General features: G+C 77.1%; 20 protein-coding genes and 1 pseudogene. 12 read left to right on the forward strand and 9 right to left on the reverse strand.

The features are described from left to right. Nucleotides 1-54: 54 nt before the first annotated feature. From O7628_RS03125 to O7628_RS03150, 6 genes and pseudogenes are all read right to left on the reverse strand, one after another. Nucleotides 55-1,272, reverse strand: coding sequence for an alkaline phosphatase family protein (locus O7628_RS03125; RefSeq protein WP_278128201.1), 1,218 nt, complete (start codon nucleotides 1,270-1,272; stop codon nucleotides 55-57). Then, the gene (locus O7628_RS03130) at nucleotides 1,269-2,036 is read right to left on the reverse strand and encodes a methyltransferase domain-containing protein (RefSeq protein WP_278136191.1); all 768 of its coding nucleotides are present in this window, start codon (nucleotides 2,034-2,036) and stop codon (nucleotides 1,269-1,271) included. Before O7628_RS03130 ends, O7628_RS03125 begins: the two co-directional genes overlap by 4 nt. Before the next feature lie 67 nt (nucleotides 2,037-2,103). Then, nucleotides 2,104-5,598 (reverse strand): error-prone DNA polymerase, encoded by a 3,495-nt coding sequence (locus O7628_RS03135; RefSeq protein ID WP_278128203.1) that lies wholly within the window; start codon nucleotides 5,596-5,598, stop codon nucleotides 2,104-2,106. A 90-nt stretch (nucleotides 5,599-5,688) separates the two neighbouring features. Further along, a complete protein-coding gene (locus O7628_RS03140) occupies nucleotides 5,689-7,464 on the reverse strand; it encodes a DNA polymerase Y family protein (RefSeq protein ID WP_347405143.1) in 1,776 nt (591 codons plus the stop codon). Nucleotides 7,465-7,613: 149 nt separating this feature from the next. Beyond that, nucleotides 7,614-8,354: pseudogene (locus O7628_RS03145) on the reverse strand (hypothetical protein); the annotation flags it as partial. A gap of 86 nt (nucleotides 8,355-8,440) precedes the next feature. Next, nucleotides 8,441-8,890: an SAV_6107 family HEPN domain-containing protein gene (locus O7628_RS03150; RefSeq protein ID WP_074474473.1), complete on the reverse strand. Its 450-nt coding sequence runs from the start codon at nucleotides 8,888-8,890 to the stop codon at nucleotides 8,441-8,443. Nucleotides 8,891-9,311: 421 nt separating this feature from the next. Between O7628_RS03150 and O7628_RS03155 the strand changes: the two genes are divergently transcribed. The 10 genes from O7628_RS03155 (at nucleotide 9,312) to crtI (ending at nucleotide 18,503) form a co-directional block, all read left to right on the forward strand. Continuing rightward, entirely contained in the window at nucleotides 9,312-10,295 is a 984-nt protein-coding gene (locus tag O7628_RS03155) for an EamA family transporter (RefSeq protein WP_219824940.1), read from the forward strand. A gap of 104 nt (nucleotides 10,296-10,399) precedes the next feature. Further along, nucleotides 10,400-11,800, forward strand: coding sequence for a ferredoxin reductase family protein (locus tag O7628_RS03160; RefSeq protein ID WP_278128207.1), 1,401 nt, complete (start codon nucleotides 10,400-10,402; stop codon nucleotides 11,798-11,800). Nucleotides 11,801-11,820: 20 nt separating this feature from the next. Continuing rightward, nucleotides 11,821-12,297, forward strand: a complete 477-nt coding sequence (locus O7628_RS03165) for an FMN-binding protein (RefSeq protein WP_278128209.1) — start codon at nucleotides 11,821-11,823, stop codon at nucleotides 12,295-12,297. Nucleotides 12,298-12,314: 17 nt separating this feature from the next. Then, nucleotides 12,315-13,127, forward strand: coding sequence for an FAD:protein FMN transferase (locus O7628_RS03170; protein ID WP_278128211.1), 813 nt, complete (start codon nucleotides 12,315-12,317; stop codon nucleotides 13,125-13,127). A gap of 65 nt (nucleotides 13,128-13,192) precedes the next feature. Beyond that, on the forward strand, nucleotides 13,193-13,681 hold the full coding sequence (locus O7628_RS03175; RefSeq protein WP_074474476.1) for a YbaK/EbsC family protein: 489 nt from the start codon (nucleotides 13,193-13,195) through the stop codon (nucleotides 13,679-13,681). Beyond that, entirely contained in the window at nucleotides 13,678-14,415 is a 738-nt protein-coding gene (locus O7628_RS03180; RefSeq protein WP_278128213.1) for a monooxygenase, read from the forward strand. Before O7628_RS03175 ends, O7628_RS03180 begins: the two co-directional genes overlap by 4 nt. Further along, nucleotides 14,412-15,038 (forward strand): GNAT family N-acetyltransferase, encoded by a 627-nt coding sequence (locus O7628_RS03185; RefSeq protein WP_278128214.1) that lies wholly within the window; start codon nucleotides 14,412-14,414, stop codon nucleotides 15,036-15,038. Before O7628_RS03180 ends, O7628_RS03185 begins: the two co-directional genes overlap by 4 nt. Next, entirely contained in the window at nucleotides 15,035-15,877 is an 843-nt protein-coding gene (locus O7628_RS03190; RefSeq protein WP_278128215.1) for a carotenoid biosynthesis protein, read from the forward strand. The genes O7628_RS03185 and O7628_RS03190 overlap by 4 nt, the downstream gene beginning before the upstream one ends. Beyond that, entirely contained in the window at nucleotides 15,874-17,001 is a 1,128-nt protein-coding gene (locus tag O7628_RS03195; RefSeq protein WP_278128216.1) for a glycosyltransferase family A protein, read from the forward strand. The genes O7628_RS03190 and O7628_RS03195 overlap by 4 nt, the downstream gene beginning before the upstream one ends. Nucleotides 17,002-17,012: 11 nt before the next feature. Continuing rightward, the gene (gene crtI, locus O7628_RS03200) at nucleotides 17,013-18,503 is read left to right on the forward strand and encodes a phytoene desaturase family protein (RefSeq protein ID WP_278128217.1); all 1,491 of its coding nucleotides are present in this window, start codon (nucleotides 17,013-17,015) and stop codon (nucleotides 18,501-18,503) included. 105 nt (nucleotides 18,504-18,608) lie between these two features. Here the strand turns inward: crtI and O7628_RS03205 are convergent, their stop codons facing one another. After that, the gene (locus tag O7628_RS03205; protein WP_278128218.1) at nucleotides 18,609-19,298 is read right to left on the reverse strand and encodes a CDP-alcohol phosphatidyltransferase family protein; all 690 of its coding nucleotides are present in this window, start codon (nucleotides 19,296-19,298) and stop codon (nucleotides 18,609-18,611) included. 43 nt (nucleotides 19,299-19,341) lie between these two features. Then, nucleotides 19,342-20,259: a methylenetetrahydrofolate reductase [NAD(P)H] gene (gene metF, locus O7628_RS03210; protein WP_278128220.1), complete on the reverse strand. Its 918-nt coding sequence runs from the start codon at nucleotides 20,257-20,259 to the stop codon at nucleotides 19,342-19,344. A 284-nt stretch (nucleotides 20,260-20,543) separates the two neighbouring features. Here metF and O7628_RS03215 point away from each other — a divergent pair, with 284 nt between their 5' ends. Further along, nucleotides 20,544-20,957: a helix-turn-helix domain-containing protein gene (locus O7628_RS03215; protein WP_278128222.1), complete on the forward strand. Its 414-nt coding sequence runs from the start codon at nucleotides 20,544-20,546 to the stop codon at nucleotides 20,955-20,957. A 120-nt stretch (nucleotides 20,958-21,077) separates the two neighbouring features. On the opposite strand, the gene O7628_RS03220 is transcribed toward O7628_RS03215, so the two are convergent. Next, entirely contained in the window at nucleotides 21,078-22,631 is a 1,554-nt protein-coding gene (locus O7628_RS03220) for a non-reducing end alpha-L-arabinofuranosidase family hydrolase (RefSeq protein WP_278128224.1), read from the reverse strand. A 393-nt stretch (nucleotides 22,632-23,024) separates the two neighbouring features. Here O7628_RS03220 and O7628_RS03225 point away from each other — a divergent pair, with 393 nt between their 5' ends. Continuing rightward, the gene (locus tag O7628_RS03225) at nucleotides 23,025-24,107 is read left to right on the forward strand and encodes a polyprenyl synthetase family protein (RefSeq protein WP_278128226.1); all 1,083 of its coding nucleotides are present in this window, start codon (nucleotides 23,025-23,027) and stop codon (nucleotides 24,105-24,107) included. Nucleotides 24,108-24,168 lie beyond the last annotated feature (61 nt).

The following is a 24,168-nucleotide window of genomic DNA, read 5'->3' on the forward strand; positions in this document are numbered from 1 at the left end:
CGGTCCCGCCGGCCGGGCCGCGCTCAGCACCGCGCGGGCGCGCAGGTGCCCCGCTCAGCCGCGCACCACCAGCAGCGGGATGGTCATCTCGGCGGCCGTGTCCGACCCGTGGTAGGCCACCAGGCGGGAGTCCATGGGATGCTCCGAGCGGGTGGCGACCACGGCGGACGTGCCCAGGCAGACCACGACCACGTCGCCGATGCGGCCCAGGTGCGCCTCGGGCACCGGCCCGAACCAGCCGGTCGCCACCGCCTCCTCGCGGCGCAGCACCCGGGCCGCGTCGCCGAGCACGGCCGACCAGGCGGCCACCACGTCGTCGGCCGCTCCCGGCACGACGTGCAGGTAGCGGACCCGGGGCTCCCCCGCGAGCACCCGCACCCCGGCCCGCAGCCGGTCGTCGGCGTCGAAGTCGATCCGGTCGGCCGGCGGCACGTCGAGCTGGCCGTGGTCGGCGGTGACCAGCAGCGCGGCGTCCGGCGGCAGCCCGTCGACCAGCCGGGCGAGCAGCGCGTCCACCCCGGTCGCGGCGGCCCGCCACGGCTGCGAGTCGACGCCGGAGAGGTGGCCGTGCCGGTCCAGGTCGGGGTGGTAGCCGGAGACCAGGGCCGGCCCGGCCCCGGCGCGCAGCGCGGTCAGCATCGCGGTGGCCAGCGCGTCGGCGTCGGCCGCGCCCCGGTAGTCCCCGCCCCGGTTGGCGGCGAGGGTGAGCCCGCTGCCGGCGTACTCGGGGCGGCTCACCACGGTCACCGCGACCCCTGCGGCGCGGGCGCGTTCGAGCTGGGTGGCGACGGGCTGCCAGCGCAGCGGCTCCGGGTCGCCGGTCCACTCGATGTGGCTGAGCACCCGGTCGGTGCCGGGCACCCGCACCCGGAATCCGAGCACACCGTGCGCGCCGGGCGCGGCCCCGGTGCCCAACGTCACCAGGCTCGTCGGGGTGGTCGACGGGAAGCCGCAGGTGAGCGGGCGGCCGACGGTCGCGGCCAGCCCGGCCAGGGTCGGGGCGTGCGGGGCGGCGGTGGGGATCTGGTACCAGCCGAGCCCGTCGACCAGCAGCACCGCGACCCGCCGCACCCCGGCGAGCGCCGGTGTCAGGCCGAGCAGGTCGACGGCCCCGGGCACGCCGAGCACCGCCAGGGCGCTGGGCAGCACGTCGGCCAGGCTCCCCCCGCCGTAGCGGGGCGGCACCGGGGCCAGCGGATCGGCCGGCGGGCGCGGGGCCGGGACGGCCCCCCGCGCTGGCTCACCGGGCGGGGGCGGGACGGCGGCGGTCATGCCGGGCGGCGGGCGAAGAGGTGCAGCTGGGCGGCGAGGTCCCGGTACGGCGGCCGGGCCGCCAGGGCCCGCTCCAGCTCGACCAGGGCGGCCTGCTGGCCGTCCGCGACGGCGGCGGGCAGGAGGTCGGCCAGGACGCGTACCCCGTGGATCTCCTCGACCGTGAGGCCGGCGGCGGCCAGCAGCGCGGCGGCGCGGTCGGCGTCGTAGCGCCGCCGCAGGGTGTCGCGGGGCCCGGCGGTGCCGGCCGGGTCGGCGGCCAGGGCGGCGGCCACGTCGAGGTGGCCGTTCATCGCCCGGCCGAGCGCCGCCGCGGCCTGCCCGGCCACCAGGACGCTCGCCGCGCCGCCCGGGCGCAGCGCGGTGACCAGCGCGGCCACCACGGGCGCGGGGTCGTCGACGACCTCCAGCACGGAGTGGCAGAGCACCAGGTCGACGCTGGCCGGCTCGACCAGCCCGGCGAGGGCGTCGCCGTCGCCCTGCACGGCGCGCACCCGGTCGGCGACGCCGGCCTCGGCGGCCCGGCGGGTGAGCGCGGCGAGCGCGTCGGGGCTGGCGTCGACCACGGTGACCCCGTGCCCGGCCTGCGCCAGCGGCACGGCGAAGCCGCCCGTGCCGCCCCCCACGTCGAGGACCGTGAGCCGGTCGCCGGCGCGACGTTCCAGCTCGGCGCGGAGCACCGACCAGATGACGGCGGTACGGGGGGTCAACGGCGGGCCGGTGAACCGGGCACTGGTCTGCTCCACACGGTCGAGCCTAGTCAGCCCCGGCGGCGTTAACAGGGGGCCCCTGCTATGCAGGAAGCGTTAACAAGGTGCCCCTCCTTACACCTCAGCGGAAGTCGCGGGAGGGCGGGGCGACCGGCGCCTCGATCGGGTCGAGCCGGTCGGCGGTCAGGTTGGTCACCCCCTCGTGCCGCTGCAACCGGCCGCGCACCACCAGCGCGGCGCTGGTGCGCGCCACCTGCCGGTAGCGCTGCCACAGCCCCGGCGAGCAGGTGACGTTGAGCATGCCGGTCTCGTCCTCCAGGTTGAGGAAGGTGACCCCGCCGGCGGTCGCCGGCCGCTGCCGGTGGGTGACGATCCCGCCGACGCGGATCCGCCGGCCCGGCTCCACCCGGCCCAGCCGGGCGATCGGCACCGCGCCGAGGGCGTCGAGCCGGTCGCGCAGGAACCGGGCCGGGTGGCTCTCCGGCGACAGGCCCGTCGCCCAGACGTCGGCGACGAGGCGGTCCACCGCGTCCATGCCGGGCAGCGTCGGCGCGGTCGCCCCGGTCACCGTGCCCGGCAGCCGGCCCGGCCGGTCCTGGGCGGCCGCCCCGGCCGCCCAGAGCGCCTGCCGCCGGGTCAGCCCGAAGCAGGCGAAGGCGTCGGCGGTGGCCAGCGCCTCCAGCTGCGCGGCGGTGAGGCCGACGCGCCGGGCCAGGTCCGGCATGTCACGGTACGGCCCGTGCGCCGCCCGCTCCGCCTCGATCCGCTCGGCCACCGGATCGCCGAGGGTACGCACCCCGCCCAGCCCGAGCCGCACCGCCGGACCGCCCAGCCCCCACGCGTGCGGCGGCTCGCCCGGCGCGCTGCCCCACCGGGTGTCCGGGGTGGACTCCAGCACGGCCTTCGCGCCGCTGGCGTTGACGTCCGGCCGGCGCACCTGCACGCCGTGCCGCCGCGCGTCGTCCACCAGGGTCTGCGGCGAGTAGAAGCCCATCGGCTGGGCGTTGAGCAGCGCGGCCAGGAAGGGGCCCGGGTGGTAGCGCTTGAGCCAGGAGCTGGCGTACACCAGGTAGGCGAAGCTCATCGCGTGGCTCTCCGGGAAGCCGTAGCTGGCGAACGCGGTGAGCTTGCGGTAGACGTCGTCGGCCAGCTCCCCGGCGATGCCCCGCTCGGCCATCCCCGCGTAGAGCCGGTCGGCGATCCGCGCCATCCGCTGCACCGACCGCTTCGCCCCCATCGCCCGGCGCAGCTGGTCGGCCTCCGCCGCGTCGAAGCCGGCCAGGTCGATGGCGAGCTGCATGAGCTGCTCCTGGAACAGCGGCACGCCGAGGGTCTTCTCCAGCGCGTTGCGCATCAGCGGGTGCGGGTACGTCACCGGCTCCTGGCCGTTGCGCCGCCGGATGTACGGGTGCACCGAGCCGCCCTGGATCGGGCCGGGCCGGATCAGCGCCACCTCCACCACCAGGTCGTAGAACTCGCGGGGCTTGAGCCGGGGCAGGGTGGCCATCTGGGCGCGGCTCTCCACCTGGAACACCCCCACCGAGTCGGCCCGGCAGAGCATGGCGTAGACCTCGGGGTCGTCCAGCGTCATGTCGCCCAGGTCGAGGGTCTCGCCGATCATGTCGTAGCCGTAGTGCAGGGCGGAGAGCATGCCGAGGCCGAGCAGGTCGAACTTGACCAGCCCGACGGCGGCGCAGTCGTCCTTGTCCCACTGGAGCACGCTGCGGCCGGGCATCCGCCCCCACTCCACCGGGCAGACCTCGATCACCGGCCGGTCGCAGATCACCATCCCGCCGGAGTGGATGCCCAGGTGCCTCGGGAACCCCGCCCACCTCCCCGAGCCACCAGCCAACTCGTTGGCGTACGTCACGACCTGCTCGGGGACGTCCTCGGCGTCGACCGCGGCGACCGAGCCCCAGCGGTCGATCCGCTTGCTCCAGGCGTCCTGCTGGCCGGGCGAGAAGCCGAACGCCTTCGCCACGTCCCGCACCGCCGACCGGGGCCGGTAGGAGATGACGTTGGCGACCTGGGCGGCGTGCTCCCGGCCGTAGCGGGCGTAGACGTGCTGGATCACCTCCTCCCGGCGGTCGGACTCGATGTCCACGTCGATGTCGGGCGGCCCGTCGCGCTCCGGGGCGAGGAACCGCTCGAACAGCAGCCGGTGCCGCACCGCGTCCACATTGGTGATCCGCAGCGCGTAGCAGACCGCCGAGTTGGCCGCCGACCCCCGGCCCTGGCAGTAGATGTCCTGCTCGCGGCAGAACGCGACGATGTCGTAGACCACCAGGAAGTAGCCGGGGAAGCCCAGCTCGTCGATCATCCGCAGCTCGTGGTCGAGCTGCGCGTACGCCTCCGGGTGCGCCGCGGGCGGCCCGTACCGCTCGTGGGCCCCGGCCATGGTCAGCTCGCGCAGCCAGCTCATCTCGGTGTGCCCCGGCGGCACCGGGTACGCCGGCAGCTTCGGCGCGACCAGGTGCAGGTCGAACGCCAGCTCCGCGCCGAACTCGGCGGCCCGCGCCACCGCGCCCGGGTAGGCAGTGAACCGCGCCGCCATCTCCGCGCCGTCGCGCAGGTGGGCGGTGCCGGCGGCGGGCAGCCAGCCGTCGATCTCGTCGAGGCTGCGCCGGGCCCGCACGGCGGCCAGGGTGGTGGCCAGCCGGCGGCGGCCCGGGGTGGCGTAGTGCACGTTGTTCGTGGCCACCGTGGGCAGCCCGGCGGCGCGGGCCAGCTCGGCGAGCGCGTCGTTGCGGTCGCCGTCGACCGGGTGCCCGTGGTCGGTCAGCTCCACCGCCACCGTCTCCGCGCCGAACAGCGCGGTGAGCCGGTCCAGTTCCCGGGCCGCCGCGTCGACGCCCGCGGTGAGCAGCGCGGCCGGCACGTGCCCCTTGCGGCAGCCGGTGAGCACCAGCACGTGGTCGCGCAGCTCGGCGGCGACCTCCTCCAGCTCGCCGTAGACCGGGCGGCCCTTCTCGCCGCCGCGCAGCTGGGCCCGGGAGATGGTCGCGGCGAGCCGCGCGTAGCCCTCGTGGCCGTGGGCCAGCACCAGCAGGTGCGCGCCGAGCGGGTCCGGCTCGCCGTTCTGCGGGCCGGGCAGCCCGAGGGACAGCTCCGCGCCGAAGACCGTCGGCAGGCGCAGCGCGCGGGCCGCCTCGGCGAAGCGCACCACGCCGTAGAAGCCGTCGTGGTCGGTGACGGCGAGCGCGGTGAGCCCGAGCCGGGCCGCCTCCTCGGCCAGCTCCTCCGGATGGCTGGCCCCGTCGAGGAAGCTGAAGTTGCTGTGCGCGTGCAGCTCGGCGTAGGGCACCGTGCCGGTGCCGGGGCCGCCGCTTCCCGGGTCGCCGCCAGCGCGGGATGGCTCCGGCGGGGTGTACCGGCCCCGGTGGCGGCTCCAGGCGGGGCCGTCGCCCCCGTCGGCGTCGACGGCGAGGGGATCCACCACGGGCGGGTCCACGGCCCACAGGCGTCGCCCGCCCGCCCCGCCCGCGCCGCCCTGCTCGCCCTCCCCGCCGCCCCGATCCGCCCCGGCCCGCCCTGACCCGCCCGGACCCGGCCCGGCCCGGCCCGAGAGCACCCGCTCCAGCTCCCTCCACCCCACGCCGGGGTTGTGAAAGCTCACCGCGCACCCCGAGCCACGGAGATCTTGGAAGTTTCCGGCCCCTGGAGGGGCCACGAACTTCCAAGATCCGCAGCAGGGAGATTCCGACGGTCAGTCATAGATCGCCTCCACCAGCCACCGGCCGGACTCGACCGCCAGCAGGAGGGCCGCCCCGTCGGCCAGGCACACCTGGAACCGGGCGCGGCGGCGGGACTCCGCCGGGGACCACCAGCGCTCGTCCACCGGCCACGGGCCGGCCCAGCCGACGATCTCCACCGGCCGGGCCGCGCCGACGGCCAGCCGCGCCGGGGCGGCGGTGAGCTGGAGCCGCGCGCTGACCCCGACCGGCTCGCCGGCCGCGTCGTGGACGGTCGCCGCGAGCGGGGCGGGCAGCACCACGGCCGGCGAGGGCGGCGGCAGCCGACCCGGCCACGGCGGCGACGCGCCCCGCCCCGACGAGGCCGCCCCGCCCCGGGCAGGCCCACCGGACCGGTCGAACCCGCCAGCCCCACCGGACCGGTCAGCACGGCCCGGCCCGCCAGCCCCACCGGCCCGGACCGGGCCCGCCAACCCGCCGGGGCGGGCAGGGCCGATCGGCTCGCCGACCCGGGCAGAGCCAGCCAACTCGCCGACCCGAGCGGGACCGGTCGGCTCGCCGGGGCGGGCGGGCAGCCGCTCGTCGCCCCACGGCACCAGCCGCACCTGGTCGCCCGGTGACCGGCCGCCGCCGAGGACCGCGGTGACCACCGCCTCGGGGCCGAGGAGGCCCTGCACCCGGCTCAGCGCCCGGTGCGCCCGCTCGCGTTCCTCGCCCGTCTCCCCCCACAGCCCGGGTTGCAGGTCGGCCCGGGCGAGCACCCCGTCGGGCACCAGGCGCAGCCGGATGATCCCCGCCGTCGGGCGGGTCGGGCGGGCGCCGGGGCGGCCGGCGCTGCCGGTGAGCCAGCCGTCGAGCTGCCACCGCACCCGGTCGGCGATGGCCGCCGCGGTGAGCAGCCCGTCGTGCCGCCACACGCGGTGCAGCTCCTGGCCGTGGGCGGTGACCGCCTCGATGCCCAGCCGGGTGCAGGCCAGCCCGTGCGCGGCGAGCCGGTCGTGCAGCCGCTCGGCCAGCGCACGGGCGGCGAAGGCGGCGGCGTCGACCCGGTCGACGGGCTCGTCGTGGTCGGCGGTGACGGCCAGGTCCACCGGGGGCCGGCGGACGGCCAACGGCCGGTGGTCCCGGCCGGCAGCGAGCCGGTGGGCCAGCGCGCCGTCGAACCCGAACCGGGCCAGCACGTCCCCGGCCGGCAGCGCGGCGAAGCCCCCCAGGGTGCGTACGCCGAGCCGGCGCAGCAGGTCGGCCAGGGCCGGCCGGCCGAGCGCCTCCACCGGCAGGTCGGCCAGGAAGCCGGGGGTGCCGCCGGGGGGCACCACCTGCCCGGCACGGGCCGCCAGGCCGGCGGCGAACACCCCGTCGGCGATGCCCACCTGGCTCTCCACCGCACAGGTCTGGGCGACGTGCTCGATGATCCGCTCGGCGGCCGCCTCCTCGCCGCCCAGGTAGCGGGCCGGGCCCCGGGCGGCCAGCGCGCAGGTGCCGGGGCGCACCACCTCGACGCCGGCGGCCAGCTCCTCGACGGCGGCGACCACCGGCTCGAAGGCCCGGGCGTCCCGCCCCGGGTCGTGGTCGACGACGGTCAGCCGGGGGCAGCGCGCCTGCGCCTCCCGCTTGCGCAGGCCCCGGCGGACGCCCTCGGCGCGGGCCGCCTCGGAGCAGGCGACCACCCGGTTGGCGTGCAGCACGGCCACCGCCCCGGTGGCCGGCACCCCGTCGACGATCTCGGCGGCGAGCACCGGCCAGTCGGGACACCAGAGCAGCAGCGTCCGCACCGGCGCACCGGTCACGCGGGACCGACCACGGTGAGCGCGCCACGGCGGGGCGGTGCGCCCGCCGACGAGGACGGGACGCCCGACGAGGACGGGACAGCCGACGAGGACGGGACAGCCGACGAGGACGGGACGCCCGACGGAGGCGGCGGCGGGGCGACCGACGGCAGCGACGGCGGGACGGGGCGGAGCCGGCCGGCGGCCGAGCGGCCGGTGGCGGAGACGCCCGGCGCGACGGGCGGGCAGGGGACGACCCGGGTCAGCGCGTCACCGGGGAGCCAGACCTTGATCTCCTTGGGCCGGGCCGCCGCGCCCCGCCCCCGGGCACAGATGGTGACCTCGCGCCGCCGCAGCCGGCCCCGGCCCTGGCCCAGCCCCTCCCAGACGCCCCGGACCACCTGCAACGTGACGTCCGCGCCGTCCCACCGGCCGTACGGGACGAGCACGCTGCCGCGCTGCCGCGCCCGGGCGGCCAGCCGGCTGGCCACGGAGGCGGAGACGGTGGCCGGCACGGCGGCGACCACCACGTCCACCCCGTCGATCAGGGCGGCGACGACGGTCGGCCAGTCGGGCCCGGGCTGCGGCACCAGGGCGAGCCGGTCCAGGGCGATGCCGGCCTCGGCCGCCGCCCCCGCGCCGAAGGTCGGCACGCCCACCACGGCGCACCACGAGCCGGCCCGGGACGCCTCGGCGAGCAGCGCCAGCACCAGGGAGGTGCCGCCGCTGCGCCGGGGCTGGCCGGCGGCGACCGCGATCGTGCTGCCCCGGCGCAGCCCCCGGCTGGGCAGCAGGCCGGTCAGCTCGGCGGCCACCGGCAGTGTCCGGTGCGCCCCGGCCGGGTCCGGCGCGCTCGCCGGACGGACCAGGCCGGCCAGTGCGGCGGAACCGACCACCATGCGGCCCGCCATCGGACCTACCCCCTGTCGTGCCTCGCCCGTCGTTGCCGAAGTGCCGAAGTGCTGTGCCAAAGTGCTGTGCTGGGTGGGTGTCGCGGTCAGGCGGCGAGGCCGTCGAGCTCCGGCTGGTGGGCCAGCCCGAGGGAGGTCTCCACCACCGTCACGAACTGCTCGGCCGCCCGGAGCAGGTCGTCGGCCTGCCGGGCGCTGACCACCCGGGGGATGCCGGCCTCGGCGGCGGCGCGCTTGCCCGCGCCGGCGGCGAAGTAGGCGGCCCACTCGTCCAGCTCGGGGGCGACCGTGCAGAGCAGGACCCAGACGCTCGTGATGCGGTGTCGCCGGGCCGGCGCGGGGCGGGCGCGGGCGGCGAGCACGGCCGCGGCGGCGCGGAGGGCGGCGAGGTGGGCCGCGGCGTAGCGCAGGCCGTCGGGGCGGGTGCGGGCGGCCTCCGCCAGCCCGTGCCGGGCCACCGCGAGGAGCTGGGCCGGGGTGCGGTTCGGCAGCACGTGCGCCGGCACCGTCGGTGGCTGGGCCGAGTTGGTCGGCATGGGCTGTCTCCTCCACGTGGCCGGGGCCGGGCACGGCGGCCGGGGCCGCCGGCACGGGCCGGGTCGGGTGGTGCGGAGGAAGACGCACCGGGTGGGGCCGGCCGGGTGTGGACGCTTCCCCACACCACACCCGGCCGGCGGCCGGCGGGTTCGTCGCCCGCCGCCCGGGGGTCGTGGGCGGCGGGCGACGCTCCTGCCTGACGGGCCCGGACTCGCGACTGCCCGGGACCCAGGTGCGGCCCGCGGAGCCGCACCGCCCGGGGCCGGCGCCGCGAAACACCACCCCGGGTGGTTGGAACGAACGTTCGAGGCAATCGAACACTCGTTCTAACTACTGCTGACAGTACACCCCGCGCCCGACGAAAACGCAACGTGTGGCAGGCCGGCGTGCCGAAACAGACGGCGACGCTAGCCTCTGCTGGTGACGACTCCCCGCCCCGCCCTCGGTGTCGCCATGGTGCTCGGCTCGGGAGCCCTGTTCGCCGTCAACGGCACGGTCTCCAAGCTGGTGCTCCGGGCCGGCCTGAACGCGCAGCAGCTCACCCTGCTGCGCGCCCTGGGCGCGGTCGTCGTCCTGCTGCTGCTCAGCGTCGCGCTGCGGCCGGGGGCGCGCCGGCTGCGGGTCACCCCCCGGCAGCTCCCGCTGCTGCTCGGGTACGGCCTGACCGGCTTCTTCCTGGTGCCGATGCTCTACTTCGTCGCCATCTCCCGGCTGCCGGTCGGGATCGGCCTGCTGTTCGAGTACTCCGCCCCGCTGCTGGTCGCCCTCTGGGCGCGGTTCGGCCAGCGGCACCGGGTCCGCCCCCGGCTCTGGGTCGGCCTGGCGCTGAGCCTCGTCGGGCTGGGCTGCGTGGCCGAGGTGTGGGGCGGGCTGCGCCTGGACGGCCTGGGCGTGCTCGCCGGGGTGGGCGCGGCGGTCTTCCTGGCCGGCTACTACGTGCTCGGGGCGCGGGGCGTGCAGGGCCGGGACACCCTGTCGCTGTGCACCTGGGCGTTCGGCGGCTCCGCGGTGGCCGGGCTGCTCACCCGGGCGGTCACCGCCGGCGCCGGGGGCTGGGAGCCGCTGACCGGCCGCGCCGGGGGCGTGCCGGTCGCCCTGCTCTGCGCGTACGTGGTGGTGCTCGGCTCGGTCGTGCCGTACCTGCTGGTGGCCGGCGCGATGCGGCACCTGCCCGCGACCAGCGTCGGGATCGTCGGCATGGTGGAGCCGGTGCTCGCCGCCGCGGTCGCCTGGGTCGTCATCGGCGCGGGCGAGACGCTCAACGCCGCCCAGCTCGGCGGCGGCGCGCTGGTGCTGCTCGGGGTGGCGCTGGCCGAGACGGCCCGGTCGGCCCCGCCCGGACGGCAGACCGTGCCGCCCGCGCCCGACGCCGTGGTCACCGGCGCGCCCGCCGCCGGCCGCTGACCGCCGCGACTCCCAGGACGCGCACAGGCTTCGCAAAGGACCGGTCGAGGTCACCGCCGCAGGGTGGGGACCATGAACGTCAGCCGTACCGAAACGATCGTCGGATGAGCGCCGCCGTCGCCGGGCGACCGGCCCCGGCCCGGCTCGTCCCGCCGGGGGCGCCCGGCTGGTGGGCCGACGCGGCGGGCGTCGCCGCCGTGCTCAGCCTGCTCGTGGTCACCGCCCTCTGGACGGCCGACCGGGGCGTGCAGGAGCTGCTGTCCGGGGTGGCCGGCGGCCTCACCTCCGCCGGCCGGCTCACCGGCCTGCTCAGCGCCGACCTGATGCTGATCCAGGTGGTCCTGATGGCCCGGGTGCCGCTGGTCGAGCGGCGCTTCGGCCAGGACCGGATCGCCCGCTGGCACCGGCTCGCCGGCTTCGCCTCGTTCCACCTGCTGCTGGCCCACGTGGCGCTGACCACCATCGGGTACGCGGGCACCGCCCGCGAGGACGTCGTCACGCAGTCCTGGCTGCTGGTCACCGGCTACCCGGGGATGCTGCTGGCCACCGCCGCGCTGGGCCTGCTGGTGCTGGTGGTGGCCACCTCGGTGCGGGCGGCCCGCCGCCGGCTGCGCTACGAGTCCTGGCACCTGCTGCACCTGTACGCGTACCTGGGGATCGCGCTGGCCCTGCCGCACCAGCTCTGGACCGGCGCGGACTTCGTCGCCGCCCCCGCCGCGCGGGCGTACTGGTGGACGGTCTACCTGCTGGCGCTGGGCAGCGTGCTGGTGTTCCGGCTCGGGCTGCCGGCGTGGCGCTCCCTGCGGCACCGGGTCGAGGTGGCGGCGGTGGTGCCCGAGGCGCCGGGGGTGACCTCGGTGTGGCTGCGCGGGCGCGACCTGCACCGGCTGCCCGTGCGGGCGGGGCAGTTCTTCTCCTGGCGGTTCCTCGACGGCCCCGGCTGGTCCCGGGCCCACCCGTACTCGCTGTCGGCGCCCCCGGCGGGGGACCTGATGCGGATCACCGTGAAGGACCTCGGCGACGGCAGCGCCCGGGTGGCCGCCCTGCGCCCCGGCACCCGGGTGCTGCTGGAGGGCCCGTACGGGCGGCTGACCGGGGAGCACTGGCGCGGCGGCGGGATCACCCTGTTCGCCTGCGGGGTCGGCGTCACCCCGCTGCTGGCGCTGCTGTGGGAGCTGCCGTACGCACCGGGGCAGGCGGTGCTGCTCTACCGCGCGCGTACCGGGGAGGAGATCGCCTTCCGCGCGGAGCTGGACCGGCTCGCGGCCGAGCGCGGGGTGGTGGTGCACCACCTGGTCGGCCCGCGCGCCGGGCGACCCGCCTGGCTGCCCGCGTACGCGGAGGGGACGCCGGACGCCGAGGCGCTGCGCCGGCTCTCCCCCGACATCGCCGACCACGACGTCTTCCTCTGCGGCCCGGACGGCTGGGTCGACGCGGCGCGGGCCGCGACCCGCGCCGCCGGGGTGCCCGACGAGCACACCCACCACGAACGTTTTGCCTGGTGACAGGCGCGAAGGGGGTTTCCATGCGACGGATCACCGTGTGGCTGCTGTCCACCGTGGCGGCGCTGGTGCTGCTGTTCAGCTACAAGACCAGCACGATGGGGGTGGGCGGGGAGAGCAGCGCGATCGCCGCCGGCACGGGCGGCGACGCCGGCACCGGCCCGGCCGGCACCGACACCGGCCCGTCGGGCACCGACGCCGACACCGGCTCGTCCGGCACCGACGCCGGGCGGTACGACGGGTCGGTGGCGCAGACCCGGTGGGGGCCGGTGCAGGTCCGGATCACCGTCTCCGGCGGGAAGATCACCGACGTCACCACGCTCCAGGTGCCCGACGGCAACCACCGGGACCAGCAGATCAACGACTACGCGGTGCCGATCCTGCGGCAGTCGGCCCTGGCCGCGCAGAGCGCCGACATCGACACGGTCTCCGGGGCCACCGTCACCAGCGACGGCTACCGGGAGTCCCTCCAGGCCGCCATCGACGCGGCCCACCTGTGAGCGGGAAGGTGAACACGATGGCCACGACCACCGAGCCGGGCCGGCGGGCCTGGGTGGAACAGGTGATGGGACTGCCGGTGAGCGTGCACCTGCGCGGGCCCGGGGTGCGCGACGCCGCCGTCGCCGCCCGGGTGGAGGCGTTCTTCGCCGAGCTGCGGGCGGCCGACGACACGTTCAGCACGTACCGGCCGGACAGCGTCCTCGGCCGGCTCGACGGCCGGTCGCCCGACCCGGCCACCGCCGAACCGGCGGTGCGGGAGGTCGTCGAGCTGTGCGAGCGGGCCCGGCTGCGCACCGACGGCCGGTTCGACGCCCGGCGGCTGCCGCTGCCGCGCGGCGGCGTCGGCTTCGACCCGTCCGGGCTGGTCAAGGGCTGGGCGGTCGCGCGGGCCGCCCGGTGGCTGACCGACCTGCCCGACCACGACGTGTGCCTCAACGCCGGGGGCGACGTGCTGCTGCGCGCCGCGCCCGACCGACCGGCGTGGCGGGTCGGCGTCGAGGACCCGCAGCGCCCCGGGCACCTACTCGACGTGCTGGAGCGGGCGTCCGGCGCGGTCGCCACCTCCGGCACCGCCCGGCGCGGCACGCACATCACCGACCCGCGCGCCGGCCGGCCCGCCGGGGCCGTCCGGGCGGTCACCGTGGTCGGCCCCGACCTGCTCTGGGCCGACGTGTACGCCACGGCGGCCGTCGCCGGGGGCCCGGACACCCTGGACTGGCTGGCCACCCTCGACGGGTACGCCGCCCTGCTGGTGACCGCCGACGGCCGGATCCGGGCCACCCCCGGCTGGCCGGGGACCCGGCCGACGGCGTGGGCCGCCGCGGCGTAGCCGGCCGGCGGGGGCGCGGGTGGGTGGGTGCGCCGGGCCCGGCGGGGGCGGGGAGAATGGGCGGCATGCAGCCACACCCGAACGTGCGGGCCGTGCAGGAGGCCCTCGACGCCGCGGGCGCGCGGGACGGCTCCGGCCGGCCCAGCGAGGTCCGCCTGCTGCCCGAGGCGGTGCACACCGCCGCCGCGGCGGCCGACGCGCTCGGCGTCGCCGTCGGCGCCATCGCGAACTCGCTCGTCTTCGACGCCGACGGCGCGCCGCTGCTGGTGCTCACCTCCGGCGCGCACCGGGTGGACGCCGCCGGCCTGGCCGCGCACCTCGGGTTCACCCACCTGCGCCGGGCCACCCCCGAGTTCGTCCGCGCGCACACCGGCCAGCCGATCGGCGGGGTCGCCCCGCTCGGCCACCCCGGGCCGCTGCGCACCCTCGTCGACGTGGCCCTGGCGGGCCACGACGAGGTCTGGGCGGCCGGCGGGGTGCCCCAGGCGGTCTTCCCCACGACGTACGCGGAGCTGCTGCGGATCACCGCCGGCACCGCGACCGAGGTGGCGTGAGCGGCGTCCCCGAGCTGGTCACCCTGCACGTCTGGCGGATCGGGCGGGCGGCCCTGCCCGGCGCGCTGGGCCGGATGGCGACGCACCCGGCCCGGCTGCGCCGCACCCCCGGGGTCCGGTTCGGCAAGCTGCTCGGCACCGGGACGGGCACCGGCTTCGGCCCCGGCGACGCCGACCCGACCCGCTGGGCGGCCCTCGCCGTCTGGGACCGCGCGGCCGACGCCGCCGGCTTCGACGCCTCGCCGGTGGGCCGCTCCTGGGCCCGCGTCGCCCGCTCGGCGGCGCGGGTCGACCTGCGCCCGCTGACCAGCCGGGGCGAGTGGTCCGGGCGGCGGCCCTTCGGCGAGCCGTCCGGCGGCCGGGTCGCCGGCCCGGTGCTGGCGCTGACCCGGGCCCGGCTGCGGGCCCGCCGGGCGGCCACCTTCTGGCGGGCCGTCCCGCCGGTGGCCGCCGCCCTGCACGCCGCGCCCGGCCTGCTGGCCCGGTTCGGCGTCGGCGAGGCCCCGCTGGGCTGGCAGGGCACGGTCAGCGTGTGGCGCGATCCGGCGGACCTCGTCGCGTTCGCGTACCGTCACCCCGAGCACCGCGCCGCCATCGCGCGCACCCCCACCGAGGGGTGGTACGCGGAGGAGCTCTTCGCGCGGTTCGAGGTGCGCGACGTGGTCGGCGACCGGGCGGTGCTGGGGTGGGTCGCCGACGGCGACGCGGCAACGGCGAAGGATGGACGGGCATGAGGCTGGTGCGCTGGACGCCGGACGACCTGGTCCGACGGCTGGACGACGTGGTGGCCGTCTACGGCGAGGCGATGAACTACCGGTCCGACCTGCTGGAGGCGCGGCGCGGCTACATCGCCACCCACGTGCGCCGCCCCGGCTTCCGCGCCGTGGCCAGCCTCACCTCCGAGGGGCACCTGGCCGGCTTCGGGTACGGCTACCTCGGCACGCCCGGCCAGTGGTGGCACGACCAGGTGCACCGGGCGCTGACCGCCGGGGACCGGCGGCGCTGGCTCACCGACTGCTTCGAGGTGGTCGAGTTGCACGTCCGGCCGCCCGCCCAGGGGCACCGCCTGGGCACCCGGCAGCTCACCGCGCTGCTCACCATGGCGCCGGGCGGCACCACCCTGCTCTCCACGCCCGAGGCCGACGAGCAGCGGTCCCGGGCCTGGCGGCTGTACCGCCGGTTCGGCTTCGTCGACGTGCTGCGCCACTTCCACTTCCCCGGCGACGAGCGCCCGTTCGGCATCCTCGGCCGGGACCTCCCGCTCACCCCGCCGGCCCCGGCCGCCGGCCCGGCCGACCGGGCGGGTTCCGGCGCCCCCGCGCAGGCCGGCCCGGCATCGGGACCGGCCGCGCCGTGACCCGGACCGGCCTCCGGCCGCTGCTGCCCTGGGTGGGGCTGGGCGCGCTGGTCCTGGCCCAGATCTGCTACCCGCTCACCGCCGACGCCACCCGGGCCGGGCTGACCGTGGCCACCGTCGTGCTCGGCTACGCCCTCTCGGTCGGCCACGCGCTGCTGACCCGGGGGCCCCGCGCGGCGGCGGCGCTGGTCGCGGTGGCCACCGGGGGCGGCTTCGCCATCGAGGCGCTCGGGGTGGCCACCGGCTTCCCGTTCGGCAGCTACGACTACTCCGGCGAGCTGGGCCCGAAGCTGGCCGGGGTGCCGCTGGTCATCCCCCTGGCCTGGACCTGGATGGCCTGGCCCGCGTGGCTCACGGCGGCCCGGCTCGTCGCCCCCGGCGTCGCCCGGGTGGCCCTCGCCGCCGTCGGGCTCGCCGCGTGGGACCTGTTCCTCGACCCGCAGATGGTCGCCGAGGGCTACTGGGTGTGGCGGGACGCCACCCCCGCGCTGCCCGGCCTGCCCGGCGTGCCCGTCAGCAACTACCTCGGCTGGCTGCTGTTCGCGGTGCTGCTGATGGCGGCGCTGCGCCCGCTGGCCGGGCCGGCCGTCGACCGGGCCGGCCCCGGCGACGCCCCGATGTTCGCGCTCTACCTGTGGACGTACGCCTCCAGCATCCTGGCGCACGCGGTGTTCCTCGGCCTGCCCGCGTCGGCGGCGTGGGGCGCGGCCGGCATGGCGGTCGCCGCCGTCCCGCTGGCCCTGGCGCTCGGCCGCGACCGCCGACCGGACCGGCAGGACCGCGACCGCCGGCAGGACCGGCAGCCCCAGCAGGGCCCGCCCGCCGACGCGACCGCATGACCGGCGTCCTGCTGCTGCTCGCCGCCGTCGCCGCGCTCACCGCGCACACCTGGGTCAACGCGACCCGGTGGCTGCGCCGCCCGGCCGGCGGGCCCGTCGAGGTCGCCGAGGCCGTCGCGGTGCTGCTGCCGCTGCGCGACGAGGCCGACCGGGTCACCCCGTGCCTGGAGTCGCTGCTCGCCCAGCGCGGCGTGCCCCGCCTGCGCATCGTGGTGCTCGACGACGGCTCCACCGACGGCACCGCCGACGTGGTCCGCGCCGTCGCCGGCGGCGACGACCGGGTCACCCTGCTCACCGGCGTCGCCCCGCCGCCGGGCTGGCTGGGCAAGCCGCACGCCTGCCACCAGCTCGCCACCCGCGCCGACCCGGCCGCCACCGTGCTGGCCTTCGTCGACGCCGACGTCGTCCTCGCCCCGTACGCGGTGGCGGCGGCCGTCGCCGAGCTGCGCGCCGCGCGGGTGACGCTGCTGTCGCCGTACCCGCAGATCGTGACCCGGACCCCGGCGGACCGGCTGGTGCAGCCGCTGTTGCAGTGGCTGTGGCTGACCTTCCTGCCGCTGCGGGCGATGGAGCGCTCGCCGCGGCCGTCGCTGGCGGCGGCCGGCGGGCAGTTCCTCGTGGTCGACCGGGCCGGCTACGCGGCGGCGGGCGGCCACGCCGCCGTGGCCGACCGGGTGCTGGAGGACATCGAGCTGGCCCGCGCGGTCAAGCGCTCCGGCGACCGGATCGCCCTGGCCGACGGCTCCCGGCTGGCCACCTGCCGCATGTACGACGACTGGCCGCAGCTGCGCGACGGCTACACCAAGTCGCTGTGGGCCTCGTTCGGCCACCCGACGGCGGCGGCGGCCGTGCTGGCGGCGCTGCTGCTGCTCTACACGGCTCCCCCGCTGGTCGCGCTGGCCGCCCTGGTCGCGGGCGCTCCGGCGGTGGCGGCGGTGGCGGCGCTGGCCTGGCTGCTCGGGGTGGCCGGGCGGGCGGTCAGCGCCCGCGCCACCGGCGGCCGGTGGTGGCCCGACGCGCTCGGCCACCCCGTGTCGGTCGTGGTCCTCGGCTGGCTGACCGCGCGGTCGTACCATCTGCGGAAGCGGCGTCGCCTGTCCTGGCGGGGTCGCCCGGTCAGCTAGGAGGGCACGTCATGGCGCGGATCGTGGTCGTCGGTGCCGGGGTGGGTGGGCTGGCCACCGCCGCCCGGCTGGCCGCCACCGGGCACGAGGTGACCGTCTTCGAACAGGCCGGCACGGTCGGCGGCAAGCTCGGCCGGTACGTCCACGACACCCCGGCCGGCGCGTTCCACTTCGACACCGGGCCCAGCCTGCTCACCCTTCCGGAGGTCTTCCACGACCTGTTCGAGGCGACCGGCGCGAAGCTCGACGAGTATCTCGACCTGACCCCGCTGGACCCGATCGTCCGGCACGTCTTCCCCGGCGGCGGGCCCGCCCTCGACTCCTGCGCCGACCCGGCCGAGTTCGCCGGCCGCGTCGGCGCGGCGTTCGGCGACCGGGCCGCCGCCGACTGGCAGCGGCTGTGGCGGCGCGCCGCCCGGGTCTGGGGCGCCTCGCAGCGCGACATCCTGCGCCGGCCCATCGACTCGCCGTTGGACCTGGCCGCGCTGGCCTGGCGGCTGGGCGACCTCGCCGCCATCGCCCCCGGGCGCACCCTGCGCGGGCTGGGCCGCCGGCACCTGGCCGACCCCCGGCTGCGGATGCTGCTGGACCGGTACGCCACCTACACCGGGGCGGACCCGCGCCGGGCCCCGGCGGCGCTGGTCGCCGTCCCGTACGCGGAGCTGGCGTTCGGCGGCTGGTACCTGCGCGGCGGCCTGGGCACCCTCGCCGACGCGCTGCTGACCCGCTGCCTGGACCTGGGCGTGGTCGTGCAGACCGGCACCGCGGTCACCCGGATCGACGCGGCGGGCGGCCGGGTCCACGGGGTACGCCTCGCCGGCGTCGCCGCGCCCGTGCCCGCCGACGTGGTGATCGCCAACGTCGACGCGCTGACCCTCTACCGGGACCTGCTGCCCAGCCCGCGCCGGCTGGCCGGGCTGACCGACCGCAGCCTCGCCGGCTTCGTGCTGCTGCTCGGGGTGGCCGGCGAGAGCGGCCTGGCCCACCACAACGTGTTCTTCCCGCGCGACTACGACGCCGAGTTCGACGCGGTCTTCGGCCACCCCGGGCGGGGCGTGCGGGCCCGGCCGGCCTCCGACCCGACCGTCTTCGTCACCGTCGCCGACGACCCGGCGGTGCGCCCCGCCGGGCACGAGGCATGGTTCGTGCTGGTCAACGCGCCCCGCCACGGCACCGCCACGGGCGCGGTGGACTGGCGGCGGCCGGGCCTGGCCGACGCGTACGCCGACCGGGTCCTCGACGTGCTCGCCGAACGCGGCGTCGACGTGCGCGACCGGCTGGTGTTCCGGGAGGTCCGCACCCCGGCCGACCTGGACGCCGCGACCGGCGCGCCCGGCGGCGCGATCTACGGCACCGCGGGCGGGCTGCTGCGGCCGGCGAACCGGGGGCCGGCGGCCGGGCTGTGGCTGGTCGGCGGCTCGGGGCACCCCGGGGGCGGCCTGCCGATGGTCACCCTCTCCGCGCAGATCGTCGCCGACGCCATCGGCCCGGATTGGGGGTAAGGAGGGGCACCTTGTTAACGCATTCTGTAGAGCAGGGGCCCCTTCTTAACGCCCCGCTGCGGCTTAACGCCCCGCTGCGGCGGGTCAGCCGGCCTCGACGAGGGGTCAGCCGGCCTCGATGAGGGCGCGGCGGACGGCGGCGAGCAGCTGCCCCAGCCCGAAGCCGGCCAGCAGCACCCAGACGGCGGTGGCCATGGTGATCGTGCCGGCGGTCAGGTCCGGGTCGATCAGCCCGGCCAGGCCGGACAGCAGCAGCCCGACCAGGGCCACGCAGACCCGGGTGGGCCGCTCCCCCACGGTGACCGCGCCGATCTCCCGCATCCCGGCCGACACGGAGCGGGCCCGGACGTACTCGTGCAGCCAGGACAGCCCGCCGGCGGCGGCGACCAGCGCGCCCGGCGCGCCCACCAGCCAGAACGCGGCCAACCAGGCGGCCTCGCCGAGCCGGTCGGCCACCGAGTCGTAGACGTAGCCGAGCCGGGTGGTGCGGTTGGTGGCCACCGCCACCGCGCCGTCGACGCTGTCGGCCACGGACGCGGCCAGCACGAACAGCGCGGCGAGCACCGGCCCGCTCACCGGCCGGACGGCGAACAGCGGCACGCAGAGGCAGAGCAGCACCCCCGCCACGGTGACGGCGGTCGGGGTGACCCGGAGCCGGCCCAGCACATAGCCGACGTGGTAGGCGAACCGCAGCCAGGCACGGACCACCGGGGCCGCCGCCCGGGGGTCGAACCCCCCGTGCAGCCGCGCCCACGCCGTCGCGTACTCGTCCCAGTTCAGCGAAGTGCCCACCACGGAACAACCGTCGCACCGGCGCTGTGGTGTCGCGCCACTGGGGTCACACCTGCGCGCCGACCTGCAACTGCTGCCAGACCTCGCGGGTCGCCGTGGACCGGTTGAGGGTGATGAAGTGGATGCCGGGCACGCCCTCGTCGAGCAGTCGCCGGCACATCTCGGCCGCCTGCTCGATGCCGAGCCGGCGGACCGCCTCCGGGTCGTCGGCCACCTCGGCGAAGCGCGTGGCCAGGGCCGGCGGGAACGGGGCCCCGGACAGCTGCACGGACCGCTCGATGGTGCTGAGCTGGGTGACCGGCATCACCCCGGCCAGGATCGGGGTGTCGCAGCCGGCCGCCGCCACCCGGTCCCGCAGCCGCAGGTAGTCGTCGGCGTCGAAGAACATCTGGGTGACCGCGAACTCCGCCCCGGCCCGGCACTTGCGCACGAAGTGCGCGGTGTCGCTGGCCACGTCGGGTGAGCGGGGGTGCTTGTAGGGGAAGGCGGCCACGCCGACGCTGAAGTCACCGGAGTCGCGCACCAGCCGCACCAGGTCCTCGGCGTAGAGCACCCCCTCGGGGTGGCGGACCCACTCGCCGCCCGGGTCGCCGGGCGGGTCGCCCCGCACGGCGAGCACGTTGCGCACCCCGACGCCGGCCAGCCGGCCGATGACGTTGCGCAGCTCGGCGACGGAGTGGTTGACGGCGGTGAGGTGCGCCATCGGCAGCAGGGTGGTCTCGGTGGCGATCCGCTCGGTCACCGCGACCGTGGTGTCCCGGGTCGACCCGCCGGCCCCGTAGGTGATCGAGACGAACGAGGGACGCAGCGGCTCCAGCTCGCGGATCGCCTGCCACAGCAGCCGCTCGCCCTGGGCTGTCTTGGGCGGAAAGAACTCGAACGAGAAGGTGGGCTGACGGTCACGGATCAGCTCCCCGATCGCCGGCTGCGGGTTGGGGAGGACCGATGGTAGACCGAGAGCCATGGTCCGACTCTAGCGGCCGGGCGGCACCGCACCCAGGACCTTCCCACCTGACGCGACCGCCCCCGACCGCCACGCGGGACGGGCGCGAGACGACACGGGGTCGCGGCACGGACACGGCACGGAGTCGCGGCGCGGCGGCGGGCCGGGCGGAACGTCGTACCCCCGGGGTAGACAGGCGTAGCGCGGACGGGGCCCGCGCGGGGGTCAGCACCGACCGGCGGCGCGCCGGTCCCGCCTGGTGCGCGGGTCGACGCCGCCCTCGCGCCGACCCTGCCGGAGGACCCATGACGCCGCCCACGCCGCCCGGCCCGGAGCCGCTCGGGCCGTTGCTCGCCCGGCTCCGGCGGGCCCGGGGCCGCAGCCAGCAGGCCCTCGCCGCCGAGCTGTGCGCCGCCTCGGGCGTGCCCACGCTGAGCCGGCACGAGGTGTCCCGCTGGGAGCGGCAGCTCCGGGTGCCGGGGGGCTTCTGGCTGGGCTGGCTGGCCGTGGTCCTGGCCGTGCCGGCGGAGCTGCTGGCCGACGCCGCCGGGCACGCCCGGCACGCGCGCCGGGCGCTGCCGGCCGCCCCGGCACGCCCACCGGCCGGCGGCCCGACGCCCCGCGCCGGCCTGCGGCCGACGGGCCCGGAGCGGCTGCGCCCGCCCCGGCACGCCACCCGCCCCGCCCGGCGGCGCAGCCGGCCCGACCGGCCCGCCTGACGCCCTGCCGCCACTGACTCGCCACTGACGCCACTGACGCCGAACGGTCGAGCGGTGGGCCCGGCCTACGCCGGACCCACCGCTCGACCGAACTCACGCAGTCAGCGTCGGTTCACGCGGTCAGCGTTGCAGGGTCAGCAGACCCGGCCGGTACGGCAGGAGGCCGTAGTCGACTCCGTCGGAGCTGGGGGAACGACCCTGGTAGAGCAGCTGCAGGTTGCACGGGTCGATCGTGTTCGTCTGGTCCGCGCTGGTGCGCAGCAGCTCGCCGTGGCTGATGTCGTTGGTCCAGGTGGCGCCGCTGTTGGCCTTGCCCGCGAACGGGTTGTTGTAGGTCGTCGCGTTCGGCGTCCAGGTGCCGCTCAGGCTGGTCGCCGTGAACGAGCGGAAGTAGCGCTCCCAGGAACTGGTCCTGGCCTCGATGATCATCAGGTACTGGTTACGGCCCTGCACCTTGTAGACCTGCGGCGCCTCGAAGATGTTCTCCGAGGTGTCGCTCATGATGGTCGTGTAGCTGGAGCCGAAGCTGCCCGGGAAGTTCCCGATCGGCATGATCTGGCGGTAGATCTTGCCGTTGTCGCCGGCGAAGAACAGGTACATGTTCTGGTCGTCGCCGATGATCGTCTGGTCGATCACGCCGGTGTCGGAGCCGGTGATCGTCGCGGTCGACAGGGGCTGCGGGGCCGACCAGCCGTTGGCGTTGGCCGGGTTGGTCGACGTGCGGTACGAGAACGCCGTCGGGCCCCACTGGTGGGCGAGGACCCAGATGTTCTTCGGCGCGAAGTAGAACAGCGACGGCGCCACGGTGCTCTGGCTCATGGTGTTCTGGGGGGCCGAGCCGAGCTGGTTGAGGTTGTCGACCAGGCCGAAGTTCATCGAACCCCAGCCGCCGGTGGCGCTGCTGCTGTGGGTGGTGGCGTACACCAACTGCTTGCCCTGGTAGGGAGCGATGGTGAAGTCCTTCAGCGACGCCCAGCCGGCCTTCGGCTGCGCCAGCGGGCCGGTCGACGACCACCGGTACGTCGACGGCAGGTTGCACGTGCCGCCCGGCGGGGGCGTCGTCGGCGGCGGGGTGGTGGGGTTCGTCCCACCGTCGACGCGGACGAGCTGCCACTGCTGGTTGCTGCCGTTCCAGTCGTCGTACTGCACGATGTTGCCGCCGTCGGCGGTCGACGCGCCCTGCACCTCGACGACCTTGTTGCTGTTCCGGTTGATGAACCGGACGTAGCCCCCGTCGGAGTCGGCCAGCCGGAACTGCTGGTTGGTGCCGTTCAGGTCGCTCCACTGCACGATGCTGCCGCCGTTGGCGGTGGAGAAGTTGTAGACGTCCAGCACCTTGCCGGACAGCCGCGACTTCAGCCGGTAGTAGCCGCCGCCGGAGTCCACGAACTGCCACTGCTGCTGGTTGCCGTTGTTACGCGTCCACTGGGTGATCCGCGCCCCGTCGCTCGTGGCGAGGTTGTAGACGTCCAGGGCCTTGCCGCTGTTGCGGTTGACCAACACGTACCACGCGTTCGTGTCGACCGAAGCAGCGGCGGCGGGCGTCGACACCGCGGCAGCGGCGGCCACGCCGAGCACCACCGTCGACACGCCGGCGGCGACGACCCGAGACAGCCACCCGCGTCGCCGCTGCGGCGGCGGTGCGATCGATGGCGATCCACCAATGGCAGACATGATCCTCCTTCAGATGACCAGAGATGGGCAGCGCGGGGACGGCCGCGCGCGTCGATGATGTGAGCGCTAACATCACGTACGCAGGCCTGGCGCACGCCAATCCAAGACCAACGAAGCGGCTTGCCCGGCAGCCGTGGGCGTCGTCGTCCTTGACCATCGACTGTGAGCGATAACACGCCGTTCGTCAAGTCGTAATGTTCGATACCCGAGCGAGCGTCACGCACCGTCGGCGGCGCGCCCACCCGGCGGGATCGGCTCCGGGCCGCCGGCCCCGGATCGTCGGCCCCGCGGCGTCCCGTCCCCCGGATGCCCCGGTGCCCCGGCACGAGCGGCCGGTGACACGCCACGCACCGCCGATGCGGCAGCCGCCGGGCGACCCGATAGCGTCGGGGCGTGAACCACGCTGCTCCCGTATCCCCCGTCGACCGGGCCGGCCTGCGCCAGCGGATCGACACGGCCCTCGCCGGCTTCCTCGCCGGCCAGCGCACCTGGCTGACGGCCGTCGACGAGGCCCTGGTGCCGGTGGCCGAGGCGATCGAGGCGTTCGTGCTGGGCGGCGGCAAGCGGCTGCGCCCCGCGTTCGCGTACTGGGGGTTCCGGGGCGCGGGCGGCGGCGACGCCGACCAGGTGGTCACCGCCCTGGCCGCGCTGGAGTTCGTGCAGGCCAGCGCACTGATCCACGACGACCTGATGGACCGCTCGGACACCCGGCGCGGCGAGCCGGCGGTGCACCGGCGGTTCGCCGCCCGGCACCGGGGGGCCGGCTGGGGCGGCGACGCCGACGGCTTCGGCGACGCGGCGGCGATCCTCCTCGGCGACCTGTGCCTCGTCTGGTCCGACGAGCTGCTGCACTCCGCCGGGCTGGACCCGCGCGTCGTCGCCCGGGCCCGGCCCGTCTTCGACGAGATGCGCACCGAGGTCACCGTCGGGCAGTACCTCGACGTGCTGACGCAGGTCACCGGCGACACGTCGGTGGAGCGCGCGGGCAAGGTCGCCCGGTACAAGTCGGCCAAGTACACCGTCGAGCGTCCGCTGCTGCTGGGCGCGGCGCTGGCCGACGCGCCCGCCCACGTGCGGGCGGCCTACTCGGCGTACGGGCTGCCGCTGGGCGAGGCGTTCCAGCTCCGCGACGACGTGCTCGGGGTGTTCGGCGACCCGGCGCAGACCGGCAAGCCGGCCGGCGACGACCTGCGCGAGGGCAAGCGGACGTACCTCGTGGCGGCAGCCGTGGCGGCGAGCGACGACGCGGGCCGCGCCCTGCTGCTCGGCCGGCTCGGCGATCCGGAGTTGGACGCCGACGGGGTGGCCCGGCTGCGCGAGCTGATCACCTCGACCGGCGCGCTGGCCCGCACCGAGGAGCGGATCGCGGCGCTGACGGAGACGGCGCTCGCCGCGCTGTCGGCCGTCGACCTGGAGACGGAGGCCCGGCAGGCGCTGGTGGACCTGGCCATCGCCGCCACCCGCCGCACCGACTGACCCGCCCCGCCGGCCGACCCGCCCGGTCCGGTCCGTCAGCCGACCGACCCGGCCGGACGCC

The sequence above is a fragment of the Micromonospora sp. WMMD956 genome (assembly GCF_029626125.1).
In the GTDB taxonomy this organism is placed as follows: Bacteria; Actinomycetota; Actinomycetes; order Mycobacteriales; family Micromonosporaceae; genus Micromonospora; species Micromonospora carbonacea.